This window comes from Sorangium sp. So ce131 (genome assembly GCF_051519095.1).
In the GTDB taxonomy this organism is placed as follows: Bacteria; Myxococcota_A; Polyangia; order Polyangiales; family Polyangiaceae; genus Sorangium.
Genome location: NZ_CP150455.1, coordinates 9106252 through 9123489, shown reverse-complemented (window position 1 = coordinate 9123489; position 17238 = coordinate 9106252). Strand labels below are relative to the sequence as shown.

Genomic DNA, 17238 nt, shown 5'->3' with positions numbered 1-17238 from the left:
CACGCGCCCGCCCGCCCGCGCGCCGACCCTCAGCCGTTCTGGATGCGCGCCACGATGGCTTCGGTGAGCGTCTTCGTGTCCGCCTTGCCGCCGAGATCGCGGGTGCGCACCCCATCGGCGTTCAGCGCCCCGTCGATGGCGGCGCGCAGGCGGCCGGCGAGCTCCAGCTGGCCGACGTGATCCAGCATCATCCCGGCGGCGAGCATGAGCGCGATCGGGTTCGCGACGCCCTTGCCGGCGATGTCCGGGGCCGAGCCGTGCACCGCCTCGAAGATCGCGGCGTGCTGGCCGATGTTGGCGCCCGGCGCCATGCCGAGGCCGCCGATCAGGCCGGCGATCTCGTCCGAGAGGATGTCGCCGAAGAGGTTGGTCGTGACGATGACGTCGAACTGCCACGGGTTCAAGACGAGCTGCATCGCGCACGCGTCCACGATGCGCTCCTCGGTGGCGACGCGGCCCTCGTACGATTTGCCCACCTCGCGCGCCGTCTCCAGGAAGATGCCCGTGAGCGCCTTCATGATGTTCGCCTTGTGCACGATGGCGACCTTCTTGCGCCCGTGCTTCTCGGCGTAGTCGTACGCGAACTCGGCGATGCGGCGCGAGCCGACGCGGGTGTTCACGCCCGAGCCGATCGCCACCGCGTGCTCGTCGCTGCCGATCGGGATGTAGTGCTCGAAGCCGACATAGAGCCCCTCGAGGTTCTCCCGCACGAGGACGATGTCGATGTTCTCGTAACGCCCGCCCGGGATCAGCGTGCGCGCGGGCCGCACGTTGGCGAAAAGCTTGAATTCCTGCCGCAGGCGCACGTTCGAGGAGCGGTATCCGCCGCCGATCGGCGTCTCGAGCGGCCCTTTCAGCGCGAGCTGCGTGCGGTGGATGCTGTCGAGCGTGGCCCGCGGGAGCGGGTCGCCCGACTCCTTGACGCCGGCCATTCCGGCCACGCACGTCTCCCATTCGAAGGGCGCGCCGAGCGCGTCGAGGGCGCGCAGCGTCGCCTCCACGATCTCGGGGCCGATGCCGTCGCCGGGGATGAGGGTCGCGGGTTGCTTCTGTGAGGTCACGGGCTGTCTCTCTGCCTCGGGTTGAATCGTCTCGTGGGCCAGGGGGGTGCCGCACGCATAGTCGAGGTCCGCGCGGCGATCCACCCCGCCGGGCCCACGAAATTCGTCCTCGCTAGCGCGCCGTCGCCGCCGCTCCCAATCCCTCGACGGCGCGTGAGGCCCCTTGAGGATCCCCGCCCCCGCCGCCATCATGAGGCGCGCCCATGATCTGCCCGCGCTGCCACCGCGCGTACACCGACCTCTCCTACGGCTTTTGCCCGGAGGACGGCGCTCGCCTCGTCCAGACGCTCTCGGCCGCGCCGCCCGCCAAGCCGACGCGGCAGTTCGGCGCGGTGCTCGAGGATCGCTACGTCATCCAGGGCTTCATCGGCGCCGGCGGGATGTCGCGCGTGTACCTCGCGGCGGACAGCCGCACGAAGGAGCAGGTCGCGGTCAAGATCCTGAACCACTCCTTCGCGGTCGACCGGGGCCAGCGGGAGCGCTTCCTCCGCGAGCTCGAGGTGGCCGCCGAGATCGGGCACCCCAACATCATCAAGGTCCTCGACGCGGGCGAGCGCAAGGACGGGGCGCCGTTCATCGTGCTCGAGCTCCTCACCGGCGAGTCGCTCGGCGCCCTGCTCCGCCGGGAGGGGATGATGAGCGAGGCGGTCGCGCTGCCGCTGATCCGGCAGGCGGCGTCGGCGCTCTCGGCCGCGCACGCGGCCGGGGTCATCCACCGCGACGTGAAGCCGGACAACATGTTCCTCGTCCGCTCCCAGGCGGGCCCGCGCGTGCTCAAGATGATGGATTTCGGCTTCGCGAAGCTGCGCTCCGGCCCCGCGACCGCGGCGGGCATCGTGCTCGGCACGGTCCCGTACATGGCCCCGGAGCAGGCCCTCGCCGACCCCGTCGACGGCCGCACCGACGTCTACGCCCTCGGCGTGACGATGTTCCGCATGCTCACCGGCCAGCTGCCGTTCTCCTCGCCGGACGACGTGCTGGTGGTCGCCCAGCACGCCTGCGCCGAGGCCCCCCGGCTGAGCGCGATCCGCCCCGGCGTCGACCCCCGGATCGAGGCGCTGGTCGCGACGGCGCTGCGCAAGCTGCCCCGCAACCGCTTCGACTCGATGCAGTCGCTCCTGGAGGACGTCGAGCGCATCCTCGGCGTCCGCTCCGGCGAGCCGATCGGCGCGCCGCTCGGGAAGAGCCCGGACCTCTACGAGCCCGTGAGCCCGGCGGCGCGAGAGGCCCTGAAGTTCCTGCGCCGCCAGCTGCCCTGACCCGGGCGCGCGGCGCGCCCGGCGGCGCCGGCCCCGGCGGGGGCCGGCGCGCGCCCGTCCGCGTCCGTCCGCGCCCGTCCGCGCACGTCAATGCGCGCCGAGATCCTCGACGCGGTAGCCGTCCGGGTAGGCGCGGTGCTTCTGCTTCGTGATGAGGCGAGGCGCGCCGCGCCGGGGCAAGGCCCGCATGACGAGGCCGCGCGCGCGGAGGGCCGCCTCGACGAAGCGCCGCTCCGCCGGCGAAGGCCGCGGCAGCCCGACCGCGTCGAGCATGCGTTCGTCGAGGAGCGCGTGGATCACCCGCGCCCCGAGCGGCCAGAGGGGCCTCGGCAGGACCCAGCTCAGGAGCAGATCGCGCGTCGTGACGGCGAGCTTCCGGTTGTCCTCCGAGAACCGGAAGTGCTCCTCCTCGTACGCCACGTTGTAGCGCTCGAGCGCCTCGTAGGTCGGCGGGATGTCCTTGATGCCCATGAGCGCCCCGACCTCTTGCCAGTAATGGAATCCCGCGAGCTTCTCCTTGTCGAGCAGCTTGCGCCAGCCGAAGCGCTCGTTCCAGCGGATGGGCTCGAAGACGAACGTCGAGAGCGTGTAGATGTACTCGTGGTTCGGGATGGTGTAGCGCCGGTGCTGCCGGTTCATGCGGCGCAGCGCCGCCCGGCCGCGCTCGCTGTCATGCCCGTTCTCCAGGATCTCGGAGAGGATGAGGACCGTATCGTCATACCGCTTCTGCGTCCTCTCCAGGAGCTCGCCTGTCTGCACGAGGAGCGCCGAGCTGCGCGAGAGGCCGAAGACGCGCAGCAGCGCGAGCTCCAGGGAGCGCGTCGTGTCCCAGGGAAACTCATAACACGACGACAGGAAGCAGATCTCCTGATGATCGGCGACCGGATCGAGGTTCGCCTCGATGTGGTCGCGGATCGCATGGCGTGAACGGGAATCGGGAGGAGCCCAGCGCATCGAGATCTCCTGTGGCCTGCATGAAGCCTGCCGGCCGGATGAGCGGATGGTTTTAGCATATCTCCGCGTATCCCCGCGGAAACATCGCTGTCGTCATTCCCGTGCTTGCGCCTGCTCCGCGCCTCTCGCGGGCGCGGCTGGCTGGCTGCCTGCCCGCGCGCGGGCAGGCAGCCAGCCAGCCAGCCGCCCACCTCGGCCGCGCGGGGGCAGGCAGACGCGCCCGCGAGAGGCGCGGAGCAGGCGTGCGCGGCGTGCGCGGCGGTGCCACCTTGGCCCCGTGCGGAACGCCATCGACGTCATCGTCCAGGAGCTCCTCAGGCGCCATCGGCCGACCGGCCGGGTGGACCTCAACGACATCGCGGAGGTCGTGGGCCACCGGGCGGTCTCGTACGAGGCGGTGGAATATATCATCGATCGGCTGGAGGCCGAGGGGCTCCGCGTCGCCGAGCCGCTCGACGACGACGACATCGCCGTGCTGCGGGCCGTCCTCGTCAGCGCGCGGGAGCTCGCCGCCAAGCTGGGACGAAAGCCCACCGTCGTCGAGGTTTCGCAGGCCTCTGGGCACGCCCCGCACACGGTGCGCCGGGCCATGGAGCACGCGGGCCGGGCCAGGGCCCGTTGACCCGCTGCACCGGTGAACCGGCGGAGGAGCGCGCGGCCTGAGCGCTGCGCGCCGCGTCGTGAGCGTGGGAGCACCAACGAACAAAACGGAAGGCCAGCCTCGTTAAGAGCAGACCCGACCTCTACAGCGGTGTTACTATCGTGCTGACGGGGTGCTCTGTAGACGCAGTCGATTGTTTCCTCTACGCGTCAGGGAAGGAAGGCTGGGCCCGATGAACATCACGATCACGTTCCGCCACATGGTGGGTACCGAGGCCGTCAAGAAGTACGCCCACGAGAAGGTCGCCAAGCTCCAGAAGTTCCTAAGGCAGGCGATGACGGCTCAGGTGACCCTCTCGGTCGAGGGGCTGGAACACGTCGCCGACGTCCGCGTCTCCGCGGGCGGCGTGGCGCTCCATGCCACCGAGCGGGGGGAGGACATGTACGCCTCGATCGACCGGGTCCACGACAAGCTCGAGCGGCAGATCCGCGATGGCAAGGGGCACACCATGGCGCGCAAGCGCGGCGGCACGAGCGCCGGCGAGTACGCCGCCGAGGTGGAGCGGGAAGCGGAGGCGGCGGCGCGCTCCCGATCGTGAGCCGCCCCGCCCGCCGCTGAGGTCGCGGAGGGCGCTCGCCGCCGAGGTCGCGGAGGGCGCTCGCCGCTGAGGTCGCGGAGGGCGCTCGCCGCCGCGGGGGCAGGCCGCGCACCCCCGCGCGCAGCCGGCCCGGGGACCCTGCCCCGGACGCTGCGCGCGGCGGTCGCCCCCGGCCGGCGGCGAGGCTGAAGATCACGGCTCTCCGGGACATCGCGCCGCGGTAGCGTCCTTGAGTCGCGTACCCGAGGTCCCCAGGGTACGATGGTCCTGTCGGCACGCTCGGCCCTCGCCGAGCTCCGCGCCGGCGGTGTATGTGCGCTATCCCAGAGCCCTCCCACCTCGCCAGAGCGCCGAAATCAGCATGCAAGTCTGCGACATCTTGACCGCGCACCAGGTATCCGTCGCCAGCGAACAGGAGGGCCTCGTCCGCTCCAAGGCCGACGCGCTCCGCCGGCTGGCCGCCCTGCTCGCGACAGGGCAGCAAGGGGTCAAGAGCGAGGACATCGAGCGCGTGCTCGCCGAGCGCGAGCGCCTGCAGTCGACCGGCGTCGGGAGCGGCGTGGCCATCCCCCACGGCGCCATGGAGGGCATCGAGCGGCTGATCGGCGCGGTCCTGCTCTGCCCGAAGCCGATCGACTTCGACGCGATCGACGGGGCGCCGGTGTCCATCCTCGTCGCCGTGATCGGGCCGAAGCGGGCCACCGGGGAGCACCTGAAGACGCTCGCGCGCATCTCCCGCCTCCTGCGCGACGAGACCTTCAGGAAGCGGCTGCTCGGCGCCTCGACCGGGCGGGCGGCGTTCGATCTCATCGCGGCGGAGGAAGGGAGGTCGGCGTCATGAGCGGCGCGAGCGGCACCGGACATCACGGAGGCGGCCGCGGGCCCGCGCCGCCGCAGCCGCCGGGCGCGCGGCTGGACCGCCCCGCCCTCACGGTGCGCAGCCTGATCGCCGACGAGGGGCTCGGCATCGAGCTCACGCTGCTCGCGGGCGCCGCGGGCCTCGACCGGCCGATCATGAACACCCGCATCCAGAAGTCGGGGCTCGCGCTCGTCGGCCACTTCCACGGCATCGTCCCGACGCGCGTCCAGATCCTCGGCCAGACCGAGCTCTCGTTCCTCCACAAGCTCTCCCGCGACGACCGGCTCCGCTCGCTGCGCGGCTTCTTCGAGCTCGGCCTGTGCTGCGTCATCCTCACGCAGGGCGACCAGCCGTTCGAGACCAACAGCTCCGGCATCGGCTTCTTCCCCGTGCCCGAGCTCGCGCAGTGCGCGGAGGAGACCGGGACGCCGCTGCTCGTCTCGGCGGTGCGGTCGAGCGTCACGATCACCGCGCTCCACGCCCTGCTCGACGACCGCCTGGCGCCGCGGCTGCGCCTGCACGGCGTGCTCGTCGACGTCTTCGGCGTGGGCCTCCTGCTCATGGGATCGAGCGCGATCGGCAAGAGCGAGTGCGCGCTCGACCTCGTGATGCGCGGCCACCGGCTCGTGGCCGACGACGCCGTCGAGTGCGACTACCGCCCGCCCGGCATGATCTTCGGCGCCCCGGCGGAGCTGCTCCGGTACCACCTCGAGGTGCGCGGCCTCGGCATCCTCAACGTGAAGGACCTGTTCGGGGTGACCTCGATCCGCGAGCGCAAGCGGATCGACGTCGTGGTGAAGCTGGTCGAGTGGTCGAAGGACACCGAGTACGACCGGCTCGGCCTCGACGAGCGCTACCACACGATCCTCGGCGTGAAGATCCGGGAGCTCGTCATCCCGGTGCGCCCCGGCCGCGACATGGCGTCGATCCTCGAGGTGGCCGCCCGCAACGAGCTCCTGAAGAACGCCGGGTTCCACGCGGCGCGCGAGTTCTTCGGCAACGTCGAGGGCGAGCTGCTCCGCGAGCGCGCCCAGGAGGAGTCGGCGGTCCCGCCGCCGGTGAAGGTCGCGGAGGAGGGGGCCCCGCGGGCCGCGGCGCCGCCCCGGCCGCCGCCGCCCCCCCTGGGCGTGGACCCGCCGAACCCGCCGAGCAGCGCCTTCCGGCCGCCCGTCGACCGGGGCCGGCCGCCGCCGCTCCCGAGCCGCCCGGGCTCCGGGTTCGACGCCACCGAGTCGTCGGTGAGCCTGCCGCGGCCGAGGAGGCGAGGATGAGCGGCCCGAGCGACCCGCGCGGCCACGAGCCGTCCGCCCCGCCGAAGCCCGAGGGCTCGACGGCGCGCGTCGTCGTCGTCACGGGCCTGTCCGGCGCGGGCAAGTCGACGGCGCTCCACGCCCTGGAGGATCTCGGCTTCTTCTGCGTGGACAACCTGCCCACCTCGCTCGTGCGGCCGGCGGTCGAGGCGTGCGAGGCGGGGGGGATCACCCGGATCGGGCTCGGCATCGACGTCCGGGTGGGCTCGTTCCTCGCCGGCGCCACGGCGGCGCTCGACTCGATCCGGGTCGGGCGCGACGTGGTGATCCTCTTCCTCGACGCCTCGGACGAGACGCTGCTCCGGCGGTTCAGCGAGACCCGGCGCCCTCACCCGCTGACGACCGGCGGCAGCGGCGCCATCGCGATGCTCGACGGCGTCCTGCTCGAGCGCGAGCGGCTCGCGTCGCTGCGGGGCAGGGCGACCATCGAGCTCGACACGACGCGCCTGTCGACGCACGACCTGCGCCGCGTCGTCATCGAGCGGCTCAGGCCGGCGAAGGTCGACGCGCCCCTCATGTCGACCCGTTTCCTGTCGTTCGGCTTCAAGTACGGGATCCCGCTCGACGCGGATCTGCTCTTCGACGTCCGCTTCCTCGACAACCCGTACTTCGTCCCCGGGCTGCGCGAGCTGACGGGCAATGATGAGCCGGTCCGCGAGTACATCCTGAAGAACCCGGACGCCCTCGAGTTCATCTCCAAGACGGAGCAGCTGCTCGCGTTCTGCATGCCGCGTTACGCCAACGAGGGGAAGAGCTACCTCACCGTCGGCATCGGGTGCACCGGGGGCCGGCACCGCTCCGTCGTGCTCACCAACGTCCTCAGCGACAGCCTGAGGCGGAAAACGGGCCTCCCGATCACGGTCGTGCATCGGGACGTCGCTCGAGCGAGCGGGAGTATAGTACCCTCGGCTGCGGGTGAGGGCACGGCGGGGGCCGTGAGCACGGACTTCCGGCGGGCGCAGCCGGCGGCGGCCGCGCCGGAGCCTCGCCCGGCATCGGGAAAGAGCGTGACGGGGGGCGAGCGGTGACGACCGAGGCGGTGACGAAGCGGTTTACCATCATCAACGTACGGGGGTTGCACGCGCGCGCCGCGACGAAGCTCGTGCAGCTCGCCGGGCGGTACGACTGCGAGATCTCGCTGTCCGGTCCCGACGGGCAGTCGGCCAACGCCAAGAGCGTGATGGGGGTGCTGCTGCTCTGCGGCTCGATGGGCACCCAGATCGAGGTCCGCGCCACCGGCGATCAGGCCGCCGAGGCGGTCGCCGCCATCGGCGAGCTCATCGCGTCGCGCTTCGGAGAGCCCGAGTGACGCGCGGCCCGAGCGCGTTCTCCGAGGGGATCCCGGACGATCTTCCCGTCCCCGTGGACGCCGCCCGAGGCGACGCGATGGCGCCGGGCGCGCGGGGCGACGCGCTCGTGCCTGGCGCGCGGGGCGACTCGCTCGTGCCCGGCGCGCGGGGCGACTCTGCGGCGCCGGGGGCGCGGGGCGACTCTGCGGCGCCAGGTGCGCGGGGCGACTCGCTCGTGCCCGGCGCGCGGGGCGACTCGCTCGTGCCCGGCGCGCGCACCGACTCCATGGCGCCCGGCGCGCGCAACGACTCGATCGTGCCCAGCGCCCGCGGCACCGAGACGCTGCGGGGCATCGCCGGGTCGCCCGGGGTCGCCATCGGCACCGCCGTCGTGATCGGCGCGCCCAAGGCGGAGCACCCGCGCCGCCGCATCCGGTCGGCCGAGATCCAGAAGGAGCTCGAGCGCTTCCAGACCGCGGTCGAGCGCGCGCAGGACGAGCTGCGCGACATGGCGAAGCGCGTCGAGAACCACCACCGCGCCGAGGCGTCGATCCTCGAGGCCTACCTGCTGATGCTCGGTGACGAGGGCCTCGCCGACGCCGTGAAGCGCCAGGTCGCGGAGGAGCGGCGCTGCGCCGAGTGGGCGGTGGCCGTCGCGTGCGAGGCGATCGCGGGCCGCTTCGCCGCGCTCGACGACCCGTACCTGCGCGAGCGCAGCCACGACGTCACGTTCGTCGGCGAGCGCCTGCTGCGCGCCTTCAGCGTCCCGCCGCCGGCGGACCCGCCGCCCTCGGACGCCGAGCCGCTCTCCACCCGCAACCTCGCCGCCCTGCAGAGCCCGATGCCGGCGACCCTCGGCGCGGCGCTGCCGCGCTTCTCCGGCCCGACGATCCTCATCGCGCAGGACCTGTCGCCGGCCGACACCGCCGCCATGGTCGACGAGCCGGTCGTCGGCTTCGTCACCGAGGTCGGCACCCGCACGAGCCACACCTCGATCATGGCCCGCGCGCTCGAGATCCCGGCCGTGGTCGGCGTCAGCGACGTGCTCCAGCGCGTGTCCACGGGCGACCTCGTCGCCATCGACGGCCTGCGCGGCACCGTCGTCGTGCGCCCGGGCCCCGCCGAGCTCGCGGAGGCGCGGGCCCGCGCCGAGCGCCACGTCGCGCTCGCCAAGGAGCTCTCCGAGGCCCGCCACCGCGCCCCCCAGACGAAGGACGGCGTCAAGGTGTCGCTCCGGGCCAACGTCGAGCTCCCGGCCGAGGCGATCCTCGCGCGCGACCAGGGCGCCGACGGCATCGGCCTCTACCGGACCGAGTTCCTCTACATCGACCGCAAGTCGCCGCCCTCCGAGGAGCAGCAGTTCGAGATCTTCCGCGCCGTCGTCGAGGCGCTCCGCCCGAAGCCGGTCACGCTGCGCACGTTCGACATCGGCGGCGACAAGTTCGTCTCCACCTTCCAGGTGCCGCCGGAGATGAACCCCATGCTCGGCCTCCGCGCCGTCCGGCTCGCGCTCTCGCGCCCCGACGTGTTCCTCGAGCACCTGCGCGCCATGGTGCGCGCCTCCGCCTACGGCGACGTGCGGATCATGATCCCCATGGTCGCCGGCCTCGGGGAGCTCCGGCAGGTGCGCGCGCTGCTCCACCGCGCCCAGGAGCAGGTGCGCGCCCGCGGGCAGGCCTGCGCCGACGAGATCCCGCTCGGCGTGATGATCGAGGTCCCCGCGGCGGCGATCATGGTCGACCACTTCGCGCGCGAGGCCGCGTTCCTGAGCCTCGGGACGAACGATCTCATCCAGTACGCGCTCGCGGTCGACCGGACCAGCCGCTCGCTCGCGTACCTCGCCTCGCCGTTCGATCCCTCGATCCTCCGGCTCATCGCGAAGGTGATCCAGGCGGGCCAGGATTTCTCCCGCCCGGTCTCGATCTGCGGCGCCATGGCGAGCGACCCGCTCGCCGCGCTGCTCCTGCTCGGCCTCGGCATCCGCGACTTCTCCATGGAGGCCGCGGCGATCCCGGAGATCAAGGAGACGCTCCGGCGCATCTCGGTCGCCGAGGCCGAGGCGGTCGCGGCCGAGGCGCTCGCCTGCGCCACGGCCGAGGAGGTCGAGTGCTGCGTCGCCGCGGCGTTCGCGCCGGATCTCTACGACCTGCTCACGGGAGAGCGCGACACGAAGTGACCTGCATCGCAACGTGACCGTCTCGCCGCGTTCACCGTCGTTTCCTTCACCTCCTTTTCACTTGAGCTCCCGGGAAGGGCTTCCTAGCGTGGCGCCGCTGGATGAAGTCCCGTAATGCCATGGGCGCGGCCCCGGCGGCCGCGGCACTGCCCTCCGAGGCTCCCGGCGCGGCCCGGTCGCGCGGCGGACCGCCCCTCTGGACCCGGGCGTCGCGCGCGTTCCTCGCCTCCGCGGCGGCGCTCGGGCTCTGCGTCGCCGGCGCTGCCGGCTGCGAGGAGGAGCGCCCGCCCACGCGGATCGCGGGGCAGGTGCACCTGACGCTGCTCCACACGTCGGACATCCACTCGCGGCTCTTCCCGTACAGCCTGCAGCTCGGCCAGGTCGACGCGGGGCTCGGCCTCGGCGAGGCGACCCGGATCGCGAACGTCGGCGGCGCCGCGCGGATGTCCCACATCATCGGCCGCGAGCGCGCGCGCTCGTCGCGCGTGCTGCACCTCGACGGCGGCGACTGCTTCCAGGGGGCGCCGATCTTCAACTTCTACTCGGGCGAGGCGGAGATCCGGACGCTCGGCGCGATGGGCGTCGACGCCATGATCGTCGCCAACCACGAGTTCGACCGCGGCGCGCTGAACCTCGGCATCCAGATCCAGCAGAACGCCGGCTTCCCGGTCCTGGCGGCGAACTACCTGCTCGAGGATCCGGCGCAGCCCGGCGCCTCCCCGCTCGGCGCGGTCCTCCAGCCGTTCACGGTGTTCGACCTCGAGGGCCTCCGGGTCGGCGTCATCGGCATGGGCAACCTCTCCAGCCTGACCTCGATCTTCGAGTCGCCGAACCGGCTCGGCATCACCCCGCTGAACACCACCGAGGTCGCCCAGTTCTACATCGATCTGCTCCGCCCCACGGTGGACGTCATCGTCTTCGTCACCCACCTCGGCCTCGACGTCGACGAGCGGATGATCGAGACGACGACGGGCATCGACGTCGTGCTCGGCGGGCACAACCACATCGTGCTCCAGCCGCCGAAGCAGGTCCGCGACTGCTCGCGGTACTACGACGAGGAGAAGCAGAGCCACTACATCCTCCTGAACGACGAGACGCACCCCGGCGAAGGCGAAAAAATCCGGCGTTACTGCGCGCCGCGCGACGTCGTGCTCGCGCACTCCGGGGCGTTCGCGAAGTACGTCGGCCGCCTCGATCTCGTGCTCTCGAACGACCCCTCCGAGCTCGGCGCCGGCCACGACCCGCTGAACGGCTACGAGGTGCTCTCGAAGCGGTACGAGCTCTTCCCGGTCACCGAGAACGTCCCCGCCGACCCCATCGTCAGCGCGGTGCTCGAGCCGTACGCGCAGGGGCTCGACGCGCTCGCGAGCCTCGATCTCCTGGTCGGCTACGCGCTGGACGGCTCGCGCCGCGTCTCGACGAGCGGCGGCGACTCGCCGCTCGGCAACCTGATCGCCGCGGCGATGTGGCTGCGCCTCGGCATCCAGACGGACTTCGCGCTCACGAACACCACGGGGATCCGCGCCGATCTCGTGCCCGGCCCGGTGACGGTCGAGCAGATGTTCAACATCTTCCCCTTCGACAACTCGATCTCGAAGATGCAGCTCTCCGGCCTGGAGGTGCAGGACCTCTTCGACTTCGTCGCGCGCCGCTCGAGCGGCCGCGGGTGCGTGTCGCAGGCGCAGATCGCGGGCGCGCGGGTCGTCATCGACTGCACCGCGCGCCGCGACCAGGGCTCCGCGCCCGGCGTCGCGAGCCACATCTACATCGGCGCCTACCAGCCGCCGATCCCGTGCCCGAACGGCGACGCCGATTGCCCCGGGCGCGAGGTGGGCAGCTGCGACCCCGAGGCGAACCGGTGCTGGCAGCCGATCGACCCGATCGCGACCTACGAGCTCGCGACGTCGAACTACCTCGCCCAGGGCGGCAGCGGCTTCCGCGTGCTCCAGCGCAACACGACCCAGTTCGACACGCAGGTGCAGCAGCGCGACGCGCTGATCGACTACCTCCGCGCCGGGCGCCCGTGCGGCTCGGACGAGCGCGGCGAGCTCGTCTCGTGCGATCGGGACGAGCGGTGCGAGGAGGCGCTCGGCGAGGGGTACGTGTGCGCGTGCCCCGAGTCGGTCGTCGAGGGCCCGTCGTGCCGGACCGGCGACGCGCCCTGCTCGAAGGGGGCGTGTGTGCTGAGGAGCTGCCGCGACGACGTCGCCGCCTACCAGCGCGACGTCTGCGCCGCGGCGCCCACCGCCGAGGTGCGCCGGCAGTGCGAGAGCGCGCTCGCCCCGTGCAGCGCCGCCGGCGAGCAGTGCAAGTACCTCGCGTGTGTCGACCGGCGCCTCGGCAACTTCTCCGACGGCCGCCTGCGGATGGTGGGCCAGTGAGGCCGCCGGCGCGTGGTTGTACGTTCTCCGCGGCGCTCTCCGCGACGTTCTCCGCGGCCCTCTCGGCGGCGCTGGCCGGGTGCGGCGGCGACGGCGGGCCGCTCACCGGCGTGTCGAGCTTCCGGGTCGAGGTCGTGTCGGTGAACGGCGCGCCGCCGCCCCCGGCCGCGCTGCCCCTGCCGGCCAACCGCGGCGACACCGCGGAGGAGTGGGCGTTCACGATCGAGGCCCGCGACCCGGCCGGCCGCCCCGCGCCCTTCGACGGCATGGTCCGCCTCGGCGTCGAGCCCGGGGCCGTGATCGACGTCGCGTCCGAGGAGGAGGGCGCCGCCGTCGGGCGCAACATCCGCCTCCGGGGCGGCGTCGCGTCGGGGGTCGTCCGCGTGACCGCCGTCTACGGTCCGACCCGGCTCTGGGTCGAGGACATCGGCTACCAGCCCGCCCCCCGCGGCCGCAAGCCGGTCTGCGCCAACGGCCTCAACGACGACGCGCCGGGCGACGTGCTCGTCGATTTCCCCGCCGACCCCGGGTGCGCGTTCGCCGACGACGACACGGAGGAGGAAGGCTCCTTCAGCGCCGGCAACTCGCAGCCCGTCGCCTACGCCCTGCCGACGATCGCCGACGTCCAGGGGGGCGGCTCCACGACGCCGTATGCGTTCGAGGGGATCCAGATCAACACCGCCGCTCCCCGGCGCGTCGTCGTCACGCGCGTCGCCAGCGACGGCTTCTACGTCACCGACCTGACCGGGGCGGACGGCGGGTACAACCACCTCTTCGCGTTCAACTTCAACACGCCCGCCAACATGCGCGTCTGCGACCGGATCGAGTACCTGGCCGGCACCGTGAACGAGTTCTTCGGATTCACCGAGCTCTCCTTCCCCTCGTACGAGATCGCGCCCTTCCGGTCGGGGGACGAGTGCCCCGTGCCCGAGCCCCGGGTGCTCGACGCCCCGACGATCGCCGATCCGGTCGCCATGGAGCGCCTCGAGAGCGGCCTCGTGCGCGTCGAGGGCTACCACATCAGCGCGAACTTCGGCCCGAAGCCCGCGACGGGAAGCTCCTTCGCCCCGGACCGGTCGAACTGCGATCTCAACGGCGACGGCCAGATCGACTTCGCGAGTGCCTCCGAGGGGCGGTGCGCCAACGCGTGCTCGGACGATCCCGAGTGCAGCGAGTGGACGGGGTACTCCGCGCGCGGGAACTACAAGATCTCGAATGGATCGAGCATGATCCAGGTCCAGACGGGCACGGTGAGCGCGTTCGATCCGACCTCGCACCGGGGCGAGGTGCTCGGCGCCGTGACCGGCACGCTCCGGAACTTCTCGGGCGGATCGCTCAACTGGACGATCGAGGCCCGCTGTCCGGACGATCTCGCCTGCGAGGCGTCCGGCTGCGTGCCGGCCCCGAAGCCCTCGAAGGAAGCCTGCGTGCGGGCGCGCAGCCTCGACGACAACGACGCGGAGACCAACTAGCGCCGCGCCGGCTCACTTCAGCCCCAAGGAACTCCACGGTTCGCCATGCATCGAAGCGCGCTCCTCGCCCCTGCGGTCTCCGCGGCCTTGCTCTTCACCCTCGCGCCGCCGGCGCTGGCCCAGCCCCAGCCGGCGCCCGGTCAGCCGGCGCCCGGCCAGCCAGCGCCCGCGGCGGCGCCGGCGCGCGCCGACGAGACCGCGGAGCAGCTGCGCGACCGGGCCCGCGGCGCGCGCGCCCTCGGGGACATCGACGGCGCGTGCGCCCTCCTCCTGAAGGCGCACGCCGCGGCGGTGGCCTCCGCGCAGGCCGGGGCGCCGGGGCCGCCCCCGGCCGAGCTGCTCTTCGAGCTGGCCGCCTGCCACGAGCAGCAGGGCCGGACCGACGTGGCCGCCTCCGAGTACGACGCCGTCGCGGCCGCGGGCGGCCCCCAGGCCGACGAGGCGCGGGCGCGCTCCGCCGCGCTGCGCCCGCCCCCCGCGCCGGCCGCCCTCACCGCGCCGGCCGCCCTCGCGCCCTCGCCGGCCGCGGCCCCCGCCGCGGCCCCCGCGCTGCCGCGCGCGACCGCGGCGGCGCAGCTCCCCGACGCGCCGGCGGCGCGCTCCACCGAGGAGCTGCCCGTCCGGGTGGGCGACGCCATGGACACGCGCCTCACCTGGACGCTCGGCGACGACGACCTGCTGCACGACACCGGCCAGGCCCAGCCGATCTCGCCGGACCTGAGCGTCGGCGACCGCAAGCAATACCGCCTCTTCTTCGACAACCTGAACTCCCGCTTCAGCGGCCGCGAGAACCTGACCCACCTCGCGCTCTACAAAAAGATGCCGGCGTTCATCGAGCGGCTGGACACCGAGGCCTCGCTCGTCCTGCGCATCGACCTCGCCGCCCTGTCGAGGAACACGAACAACGTCAATCAGGCGCTCTACGACGCGGGCTCGTTCATCCGCGCTTTCTATCACACCGACGGCAACCCCGACGGCAAGACGGGCCTCGGCATCACGCTCTGGCCGCTCGACACCGACCGGTTCCGCCTCGGTTATCTCTACGACATCTCGTGGGGCGGCACGAACGCGTCGATCAACCAATCGATCTTCCCGCGCATCATCGGCACCGCCCCCGGCGCGAAGATCCAGTACGACGCGGAGCGGTTCAGCGTGTTTGCCGGCTTCAAGGTGGCGAGCTTGACCCAGGTCCAGGAGGTGCTCACCCCCGGGACGAGCGATACCGAGGAGATCCGCATCGCGCAGACGAACTACGGGTTTCTCGCCGGCGCCGGCGCCGATGTGCACCCCTACGTGCACGTCGACCTCGGCGCCGGCTACTTCAACCAGGGCAGGTTCGAGTGGCCCGACGTCGCGGGCGACCCGGTCTACACCTTCGGCGCCTCTGCCCGCGTGGTCGCCCACACGAAGAACGAGCCGATCCCGCAGTCGGTGGACTTCCTGCTTTACCGCAACGACCCGAACCGGCCGCAGATCATCTTCAAGCCCGAGTCCTACACGCCCGGCAAGACCACATGGGCGGTGAGCCTCGAGGCCTCGAACCTCGCCCAGAACCTCAAGGATTTCGAGTCCGCGGGCGCGACGACCCTCCAGTCCGCCCGCGCGGCCGCCCTCCAGGCGGTCATGAAGACCGGGTATGTGCGCGCGAGCCTCACGGGCATCTACCGCGATCTGCCCTTCGTGCTGCGCAACCAGCCGAGCTTCATCCCGTTCCAGACGATCCCGGACACCCGCGGCGCCTCGACCTCCGACGAGCTCTTCTTCGCCGCGGCGGCCGACTACTACATCCCATCGGCGCGGCTCACCCCCGGCCTCGGCGCCGGGCTCCAGTTCCCCGCGACGTTCAAGACGACCTCCTTCGACGCCTACAGCGCGCCGATCGCGCGCACCGTGCTCGTGCGCGAGCAGGGCAATTACTCCATCCTGCCCTACAACCGCCCGGGGGTGCCCGTCTTCCAGGCGCGCGCGAGCCTCCGGTGGGACATCAGCCGGATCCTCTCGGCCGTCGCGTGGGTCCAGTACGTGCGCGACAACAACGGCACGTTCATGGAGCGCGACCCTTCCGAGGGCACGCTGGCCCTGCGCACCTTCGTCAGCCCCGACTTCCTCGGCGGCGGCGTGAGCGTCCAGGCGCGTTACTGAGCTCGCGGGCGCCGCGCCGGTACGCTGACCGCGCGCCGACCGCGCACCGCGCCGCGGTCAGCGCGGCTGAAACGCCTTGAACGCCGCCACGGCCCGCTGCGTGGTGCTCACGGTCTCGACGACGCGGAAGCCCCCGCGGACGTAGAAGCCCTCGAAATGCAGCACGCTCTCCCCCTCGGCGGGCTCGATCTCCCAGTAGCGCGCGAGCTCCTTGGAGGTGCCGAGGATCGCGATGCGGCGCCACCCGGACGGGATCATGCCCGTCCACTCCGGCCCGCGGCGCTCGGTCAGCTCGAACTCGTCGCGGCTGTGTTTCACGCGGAAGCTCGCGTCCGGCCCCGAGCCGATGCGCGCGTCGAGCGTGGCGCCGGGCCGCCCCTTGGCCTGCTGGTCCTGCCGCCGCGGCCCGCGCTTGCTCACGCGGTAGCTGGCGACGGAGTGAGGGTCCAGGTAGTAGGTGCCCCCTTCCTTGCTCGCGCGCAGCCGGCTCGCGTAGATGGCCTGGCGCACGGCGCTCTCCGAGATGCCGAGCTGCTGCGCCGCCTCGGGCACCGTCATCGTGTACCGCGTCCGCGGCGCCGCCACCGCGGGCTGCGCCGGCAGACGCTTGCGCGCGATGCAGTCGAGCATCACGTGGAACAGGGGGTCGCGGTACACGTCCGCCGTCGCCACGCTCCGGCCCACGACGGCCGTCTTGTCGAGCAGCGGGTTCTCCGGGCCGAGCACGAGGTCGTTCAGCTCGGCCTCGGACACCGCCGGATCCGTCGCCGCCAAGAGCACCCGGCGCAGAAACACGTCGAGCTCGCCGGTCGGCGTCGGGAACTCGACCGTCTCGCCGGACAGCAGCGTGTATTGCGTCTTCATCTCGCCCCTTCGCAGCTCGTCTGTGCGCTCGCCCGCGCCGCACACGTGCCCCGGGGCTGCGCGAGCCCGATCCGTCCGGCAGGCGGACGAGGTCCCTCGCAGGCGCCGGCGCCCGCAGGCGGATCTCGCCCATCAGGGAGATCGGGCCGGCGGCGCCGGTCGCCGTGTGTGGACCGGACCGCCCGCACCCCTCCCTGTGGGGTACACGTTCAGCGCCTCAAGTACGTATTACTGTATACCCGTTCAGATAGTTCCGTCTAGTGCCTTCGCGC

The 17238-nt window shown here is 72.5% G+C and carries 14 protein-coding genes; 11 read left to right on the top strand and 3 right to left on the bottom strand.

Going from position 1 to position 17238, the window contains the following annotated elements; all coding sequences use genetic code 11:
- Positions 1–29 precede the first annotated feature (29 nt).
- Positions 30–1061 carry an isocitrate/isopropylmalate dehydrogenase family protein gene (locus WMF43_RS32910; protein WP_437670876.1) on the bottom strand — a complete coding sequence of 344 codons (1032 nt, stop codon included), beginning with the start codon at positions 1059–1061 and terminating at the stop codon, positions 30–32.
- A gap of 203 nt (positions 1062–1264) precedes the next feature.
- Between WMF43_RS32910 and WMF43_RS32905 the strand changes: the two genes are divergently transcribed.
- Complete coding sequence (locus WMF43_RS32905; protein WP_437670875.1) at positions 1265–2320, top strand: serine/threonine-protein kinase; 1056 nt, start codon at positions 1265–1267, stop codon at positions 2318–2320.
- Positions 2321–2407: 87 nt separating this feature from the next.
- Here the strand turns inward: WMF43_RS32905 and WMF43_RS32900 are convergent, their stop codons facing one another.
- Entirely contained in the window at positions 2408–3274 is an 867-nt protein-coding gene (locus tag WMF43_RS32900) for an oxygenase MpaB family protein (protein WP_437670874.1), read from the bottom strand.
- 277 nt (positions 3275–3551) lie between these two features.
- Between WMF43_RS32900 and WMF43_RS32895 the strand changes: the two genes are divergently transcribed.
- The 10 genes from WMF43_RS32895 (at position 3552) to WMF43_RS32850 (ending at position 16102) form a co-directional block, all read left to right on the top strand.
- Positions 3552–3896 (top strand): hypothetical protein, encoded by a 345-nt coding sequence (locus tag WMF43_RS32895; protein ID WP_437670873.1) that lies wholly within the window; start codon positions 3552–3554, stop codon positions 3894–3896.
- A gap of 211 nt (positions 3897–4107) precedes the next feature.
- Positions 4108–4473, top strand: coding sequence for a ribosome hibernation-promoting factor, HPF/YfiA family (gene hpf, locus WMF43_RS32890; RefSeq protein ID WP_437670872.1), 366 nt, complete (start codon positions 4108–4110; stop codon positions 4471–4473).
- A 361-nt stretch (positions 4474–4834) separates the two neighbouring features.
- Positions 4835–5314: a PTS sugar transporter subunit IIA gene (locus WMF43_RS32885; RefSeq protein WP_437670871.1), complete on the top strand. Its 480-nt coding sequence runs from the start codon at positions 4835–4837 to the stop codon at positions 5312–5314.
- On the top strand, positions 5311–6603 hold the full coding sequence (hprK, locus tag WMF43_RS32880) for an HPr(Ser) kinase/phosphatase (RefSeq protein WP_437670870.1): 1293 nt from the start codon (positions 5311–5313) through the stop codon (positions 6601–6603). The genes WMF43_RS32885 and hprK overlap by 4 nt, the downstream gene beginning before the upstream one ends.
- Positions 6600–7670, top strand: coding sequence for an RNase adapter RapZ (gene rapZ / locus WMF43_RS32875; protein ID WP_437670869.1), 1071 nt, complete (start codon positions 6600–6602; stop codon positions 7668–7670). Before hprK ends, rapZ begins: the two co-directional genes overlap by 4 nt.
- A complete protein-coding gene (locus WMF43_RS32870) occupies positions 7667–7951 on the top strand; it encodes an HPr family phosphocarrier protein (RefSeq protein WP_104983917.1) in 285 nt (94 codons plus the stop codon). The genes rapZ and WMF43_RS32870 overlap by 4 nt, the downstream gene beginning before the upstream one ends.
- On the top strand, positions 7948–10107 hold the full coding sequence (ptsP, locus tag WMF43_RS32865; RefSeq protein ID WP_437670868.1) for a phosphoenolpyruvate--protein phosphotransferase: 2160 nt from the start codon (positions 7948–7950) through the stop codon (positions 10105–10107). The genes WMF43_RS32870 and ptsP overlap by 4 nt, the downstream gene beginning before the upstream one ends.
- A 101-nt stretch (positions 10108–10208) precedes the next feature.
- Positions 10209–12488 (top strand): bifunctional metallophosphatase/5'-nucleotidase, encoded by a 2280-nt coding sequence (locus WMF43_RS32860; protein ID WP_437670867.1) that lies wholly within the window; start codon positions 10209–10211, stop codon positions 12486–12488.
- Positions 12485–13960, top strand: a complete 1476-nt coding sequence (locus WMF43_RS32855; RefSeq protein ID WP_437670866.1) for a hypothetical protein — start codon at positions 12485–12487, stop codon at positions 13958–13960. Before WMF43_RS32860 ends, WMF43_RS32855 begins: the two co-directional genes overlap by 4 nt.
- A gap of 45 nt (positions 13961–14005) precedes the next feature.
- Positions 14006–16102, top strand: coding sequence for a hypothetical protein (locus tag WMF43_RS32850; protein WP_437670865.1), 2097 nt, complete (start codon positions 14006–14008; stop codon positions 16100–16102).
- A gap of 57 nt (positions 16103–16159) precedes the next feature.
- On the opposite strand, the gene WMF43_RS32845 is transcribed toward WMF43_RS32850, so the two are convergent.
- Positions 16160–16966 carry a helix-turn-helix domain-containing protein gene (locus WMF43_RS32845; RefSeq protein WP_437670864.1) on the bottom strand — a complete coding sequence of 269 codons (807 nt, stop codon included), beginning with the start codon at positions 16964–16966 and terminating at the stop codon, positions 16160–16162.
- Between the last annotated feature and the right edge of the window lie 272 nt (positions 16967–17238).

What these genes read in the sequence shown, in the direction of transcription:
- WMF43_RS32900 (WP_437670874.1), bottom strand. Translation starts at nt 3,274, where the DNA reads ATGCGCTGGGCTCCTCCCGATTCCCGTTCACGCCATGCGATCCGCGAC.
- WMF43_RS32850 (WP_437670865.1), top strand. Translation starts at nt 14,006, where the DNA reads ATGCATCGAAGCGCGCTCCTCGCCCCTGCGGTCTCCGCGGCCTTGCTC.
- hprK (WP_437670870.1), top strand. Translation starts at nt 5,311, where the DNA reads ATGAGCGGCGCGAGCGGCACCGGACATCACGGAGGCGGCCGCGGGCCC.
- rapZ (WP_437670869.1), top strand. Translation starts at nt 6,600, where the DNA reads ATGAGCGGCCCGAGCGACCCGCGCGGCCACGAGCCGTCCGCCCCGCCG.
- WMF43_RS32905 (WP_437670875.1), top strand. Translation starts at nt 1,265, where the DNA reads ATGATCTGCCCGCGCTGCCACCGCGCGTACACCGACCTCTCCTACGGC.
- WMF43_RS32885 (WP_437670871.1), top strand. Translation starts at nt 4,835, where the DNA reads ATGCAAGTCTGCGACATCTTGACCGCGCACCAGGTATCCGTCGCCAGC.
- WMF43_RS32845 (WP_437670864.1), bottom strand. Translation starts at nt 16,966, where the DNA reads ATGAAGACGCAATACACGCTGCTGTCCGGCGAGACGGTCGAGTTCCCG.
- WMF43_RS32860 (WP_437670867.1), top strand. Translation starts at nt 10,209, where the DNA reads ATGAAGTCCCGTAATGCCATGGGCGCGGCCCCGGCGGCCGCGGCACTG.
- hpf (WP_437670872.1), top strand. Translation starts at nt 4,108, where the DNA reads ATGAACATCACGATCACGTTCCGCCACATGGTGGGTACCGAGGCCGTC.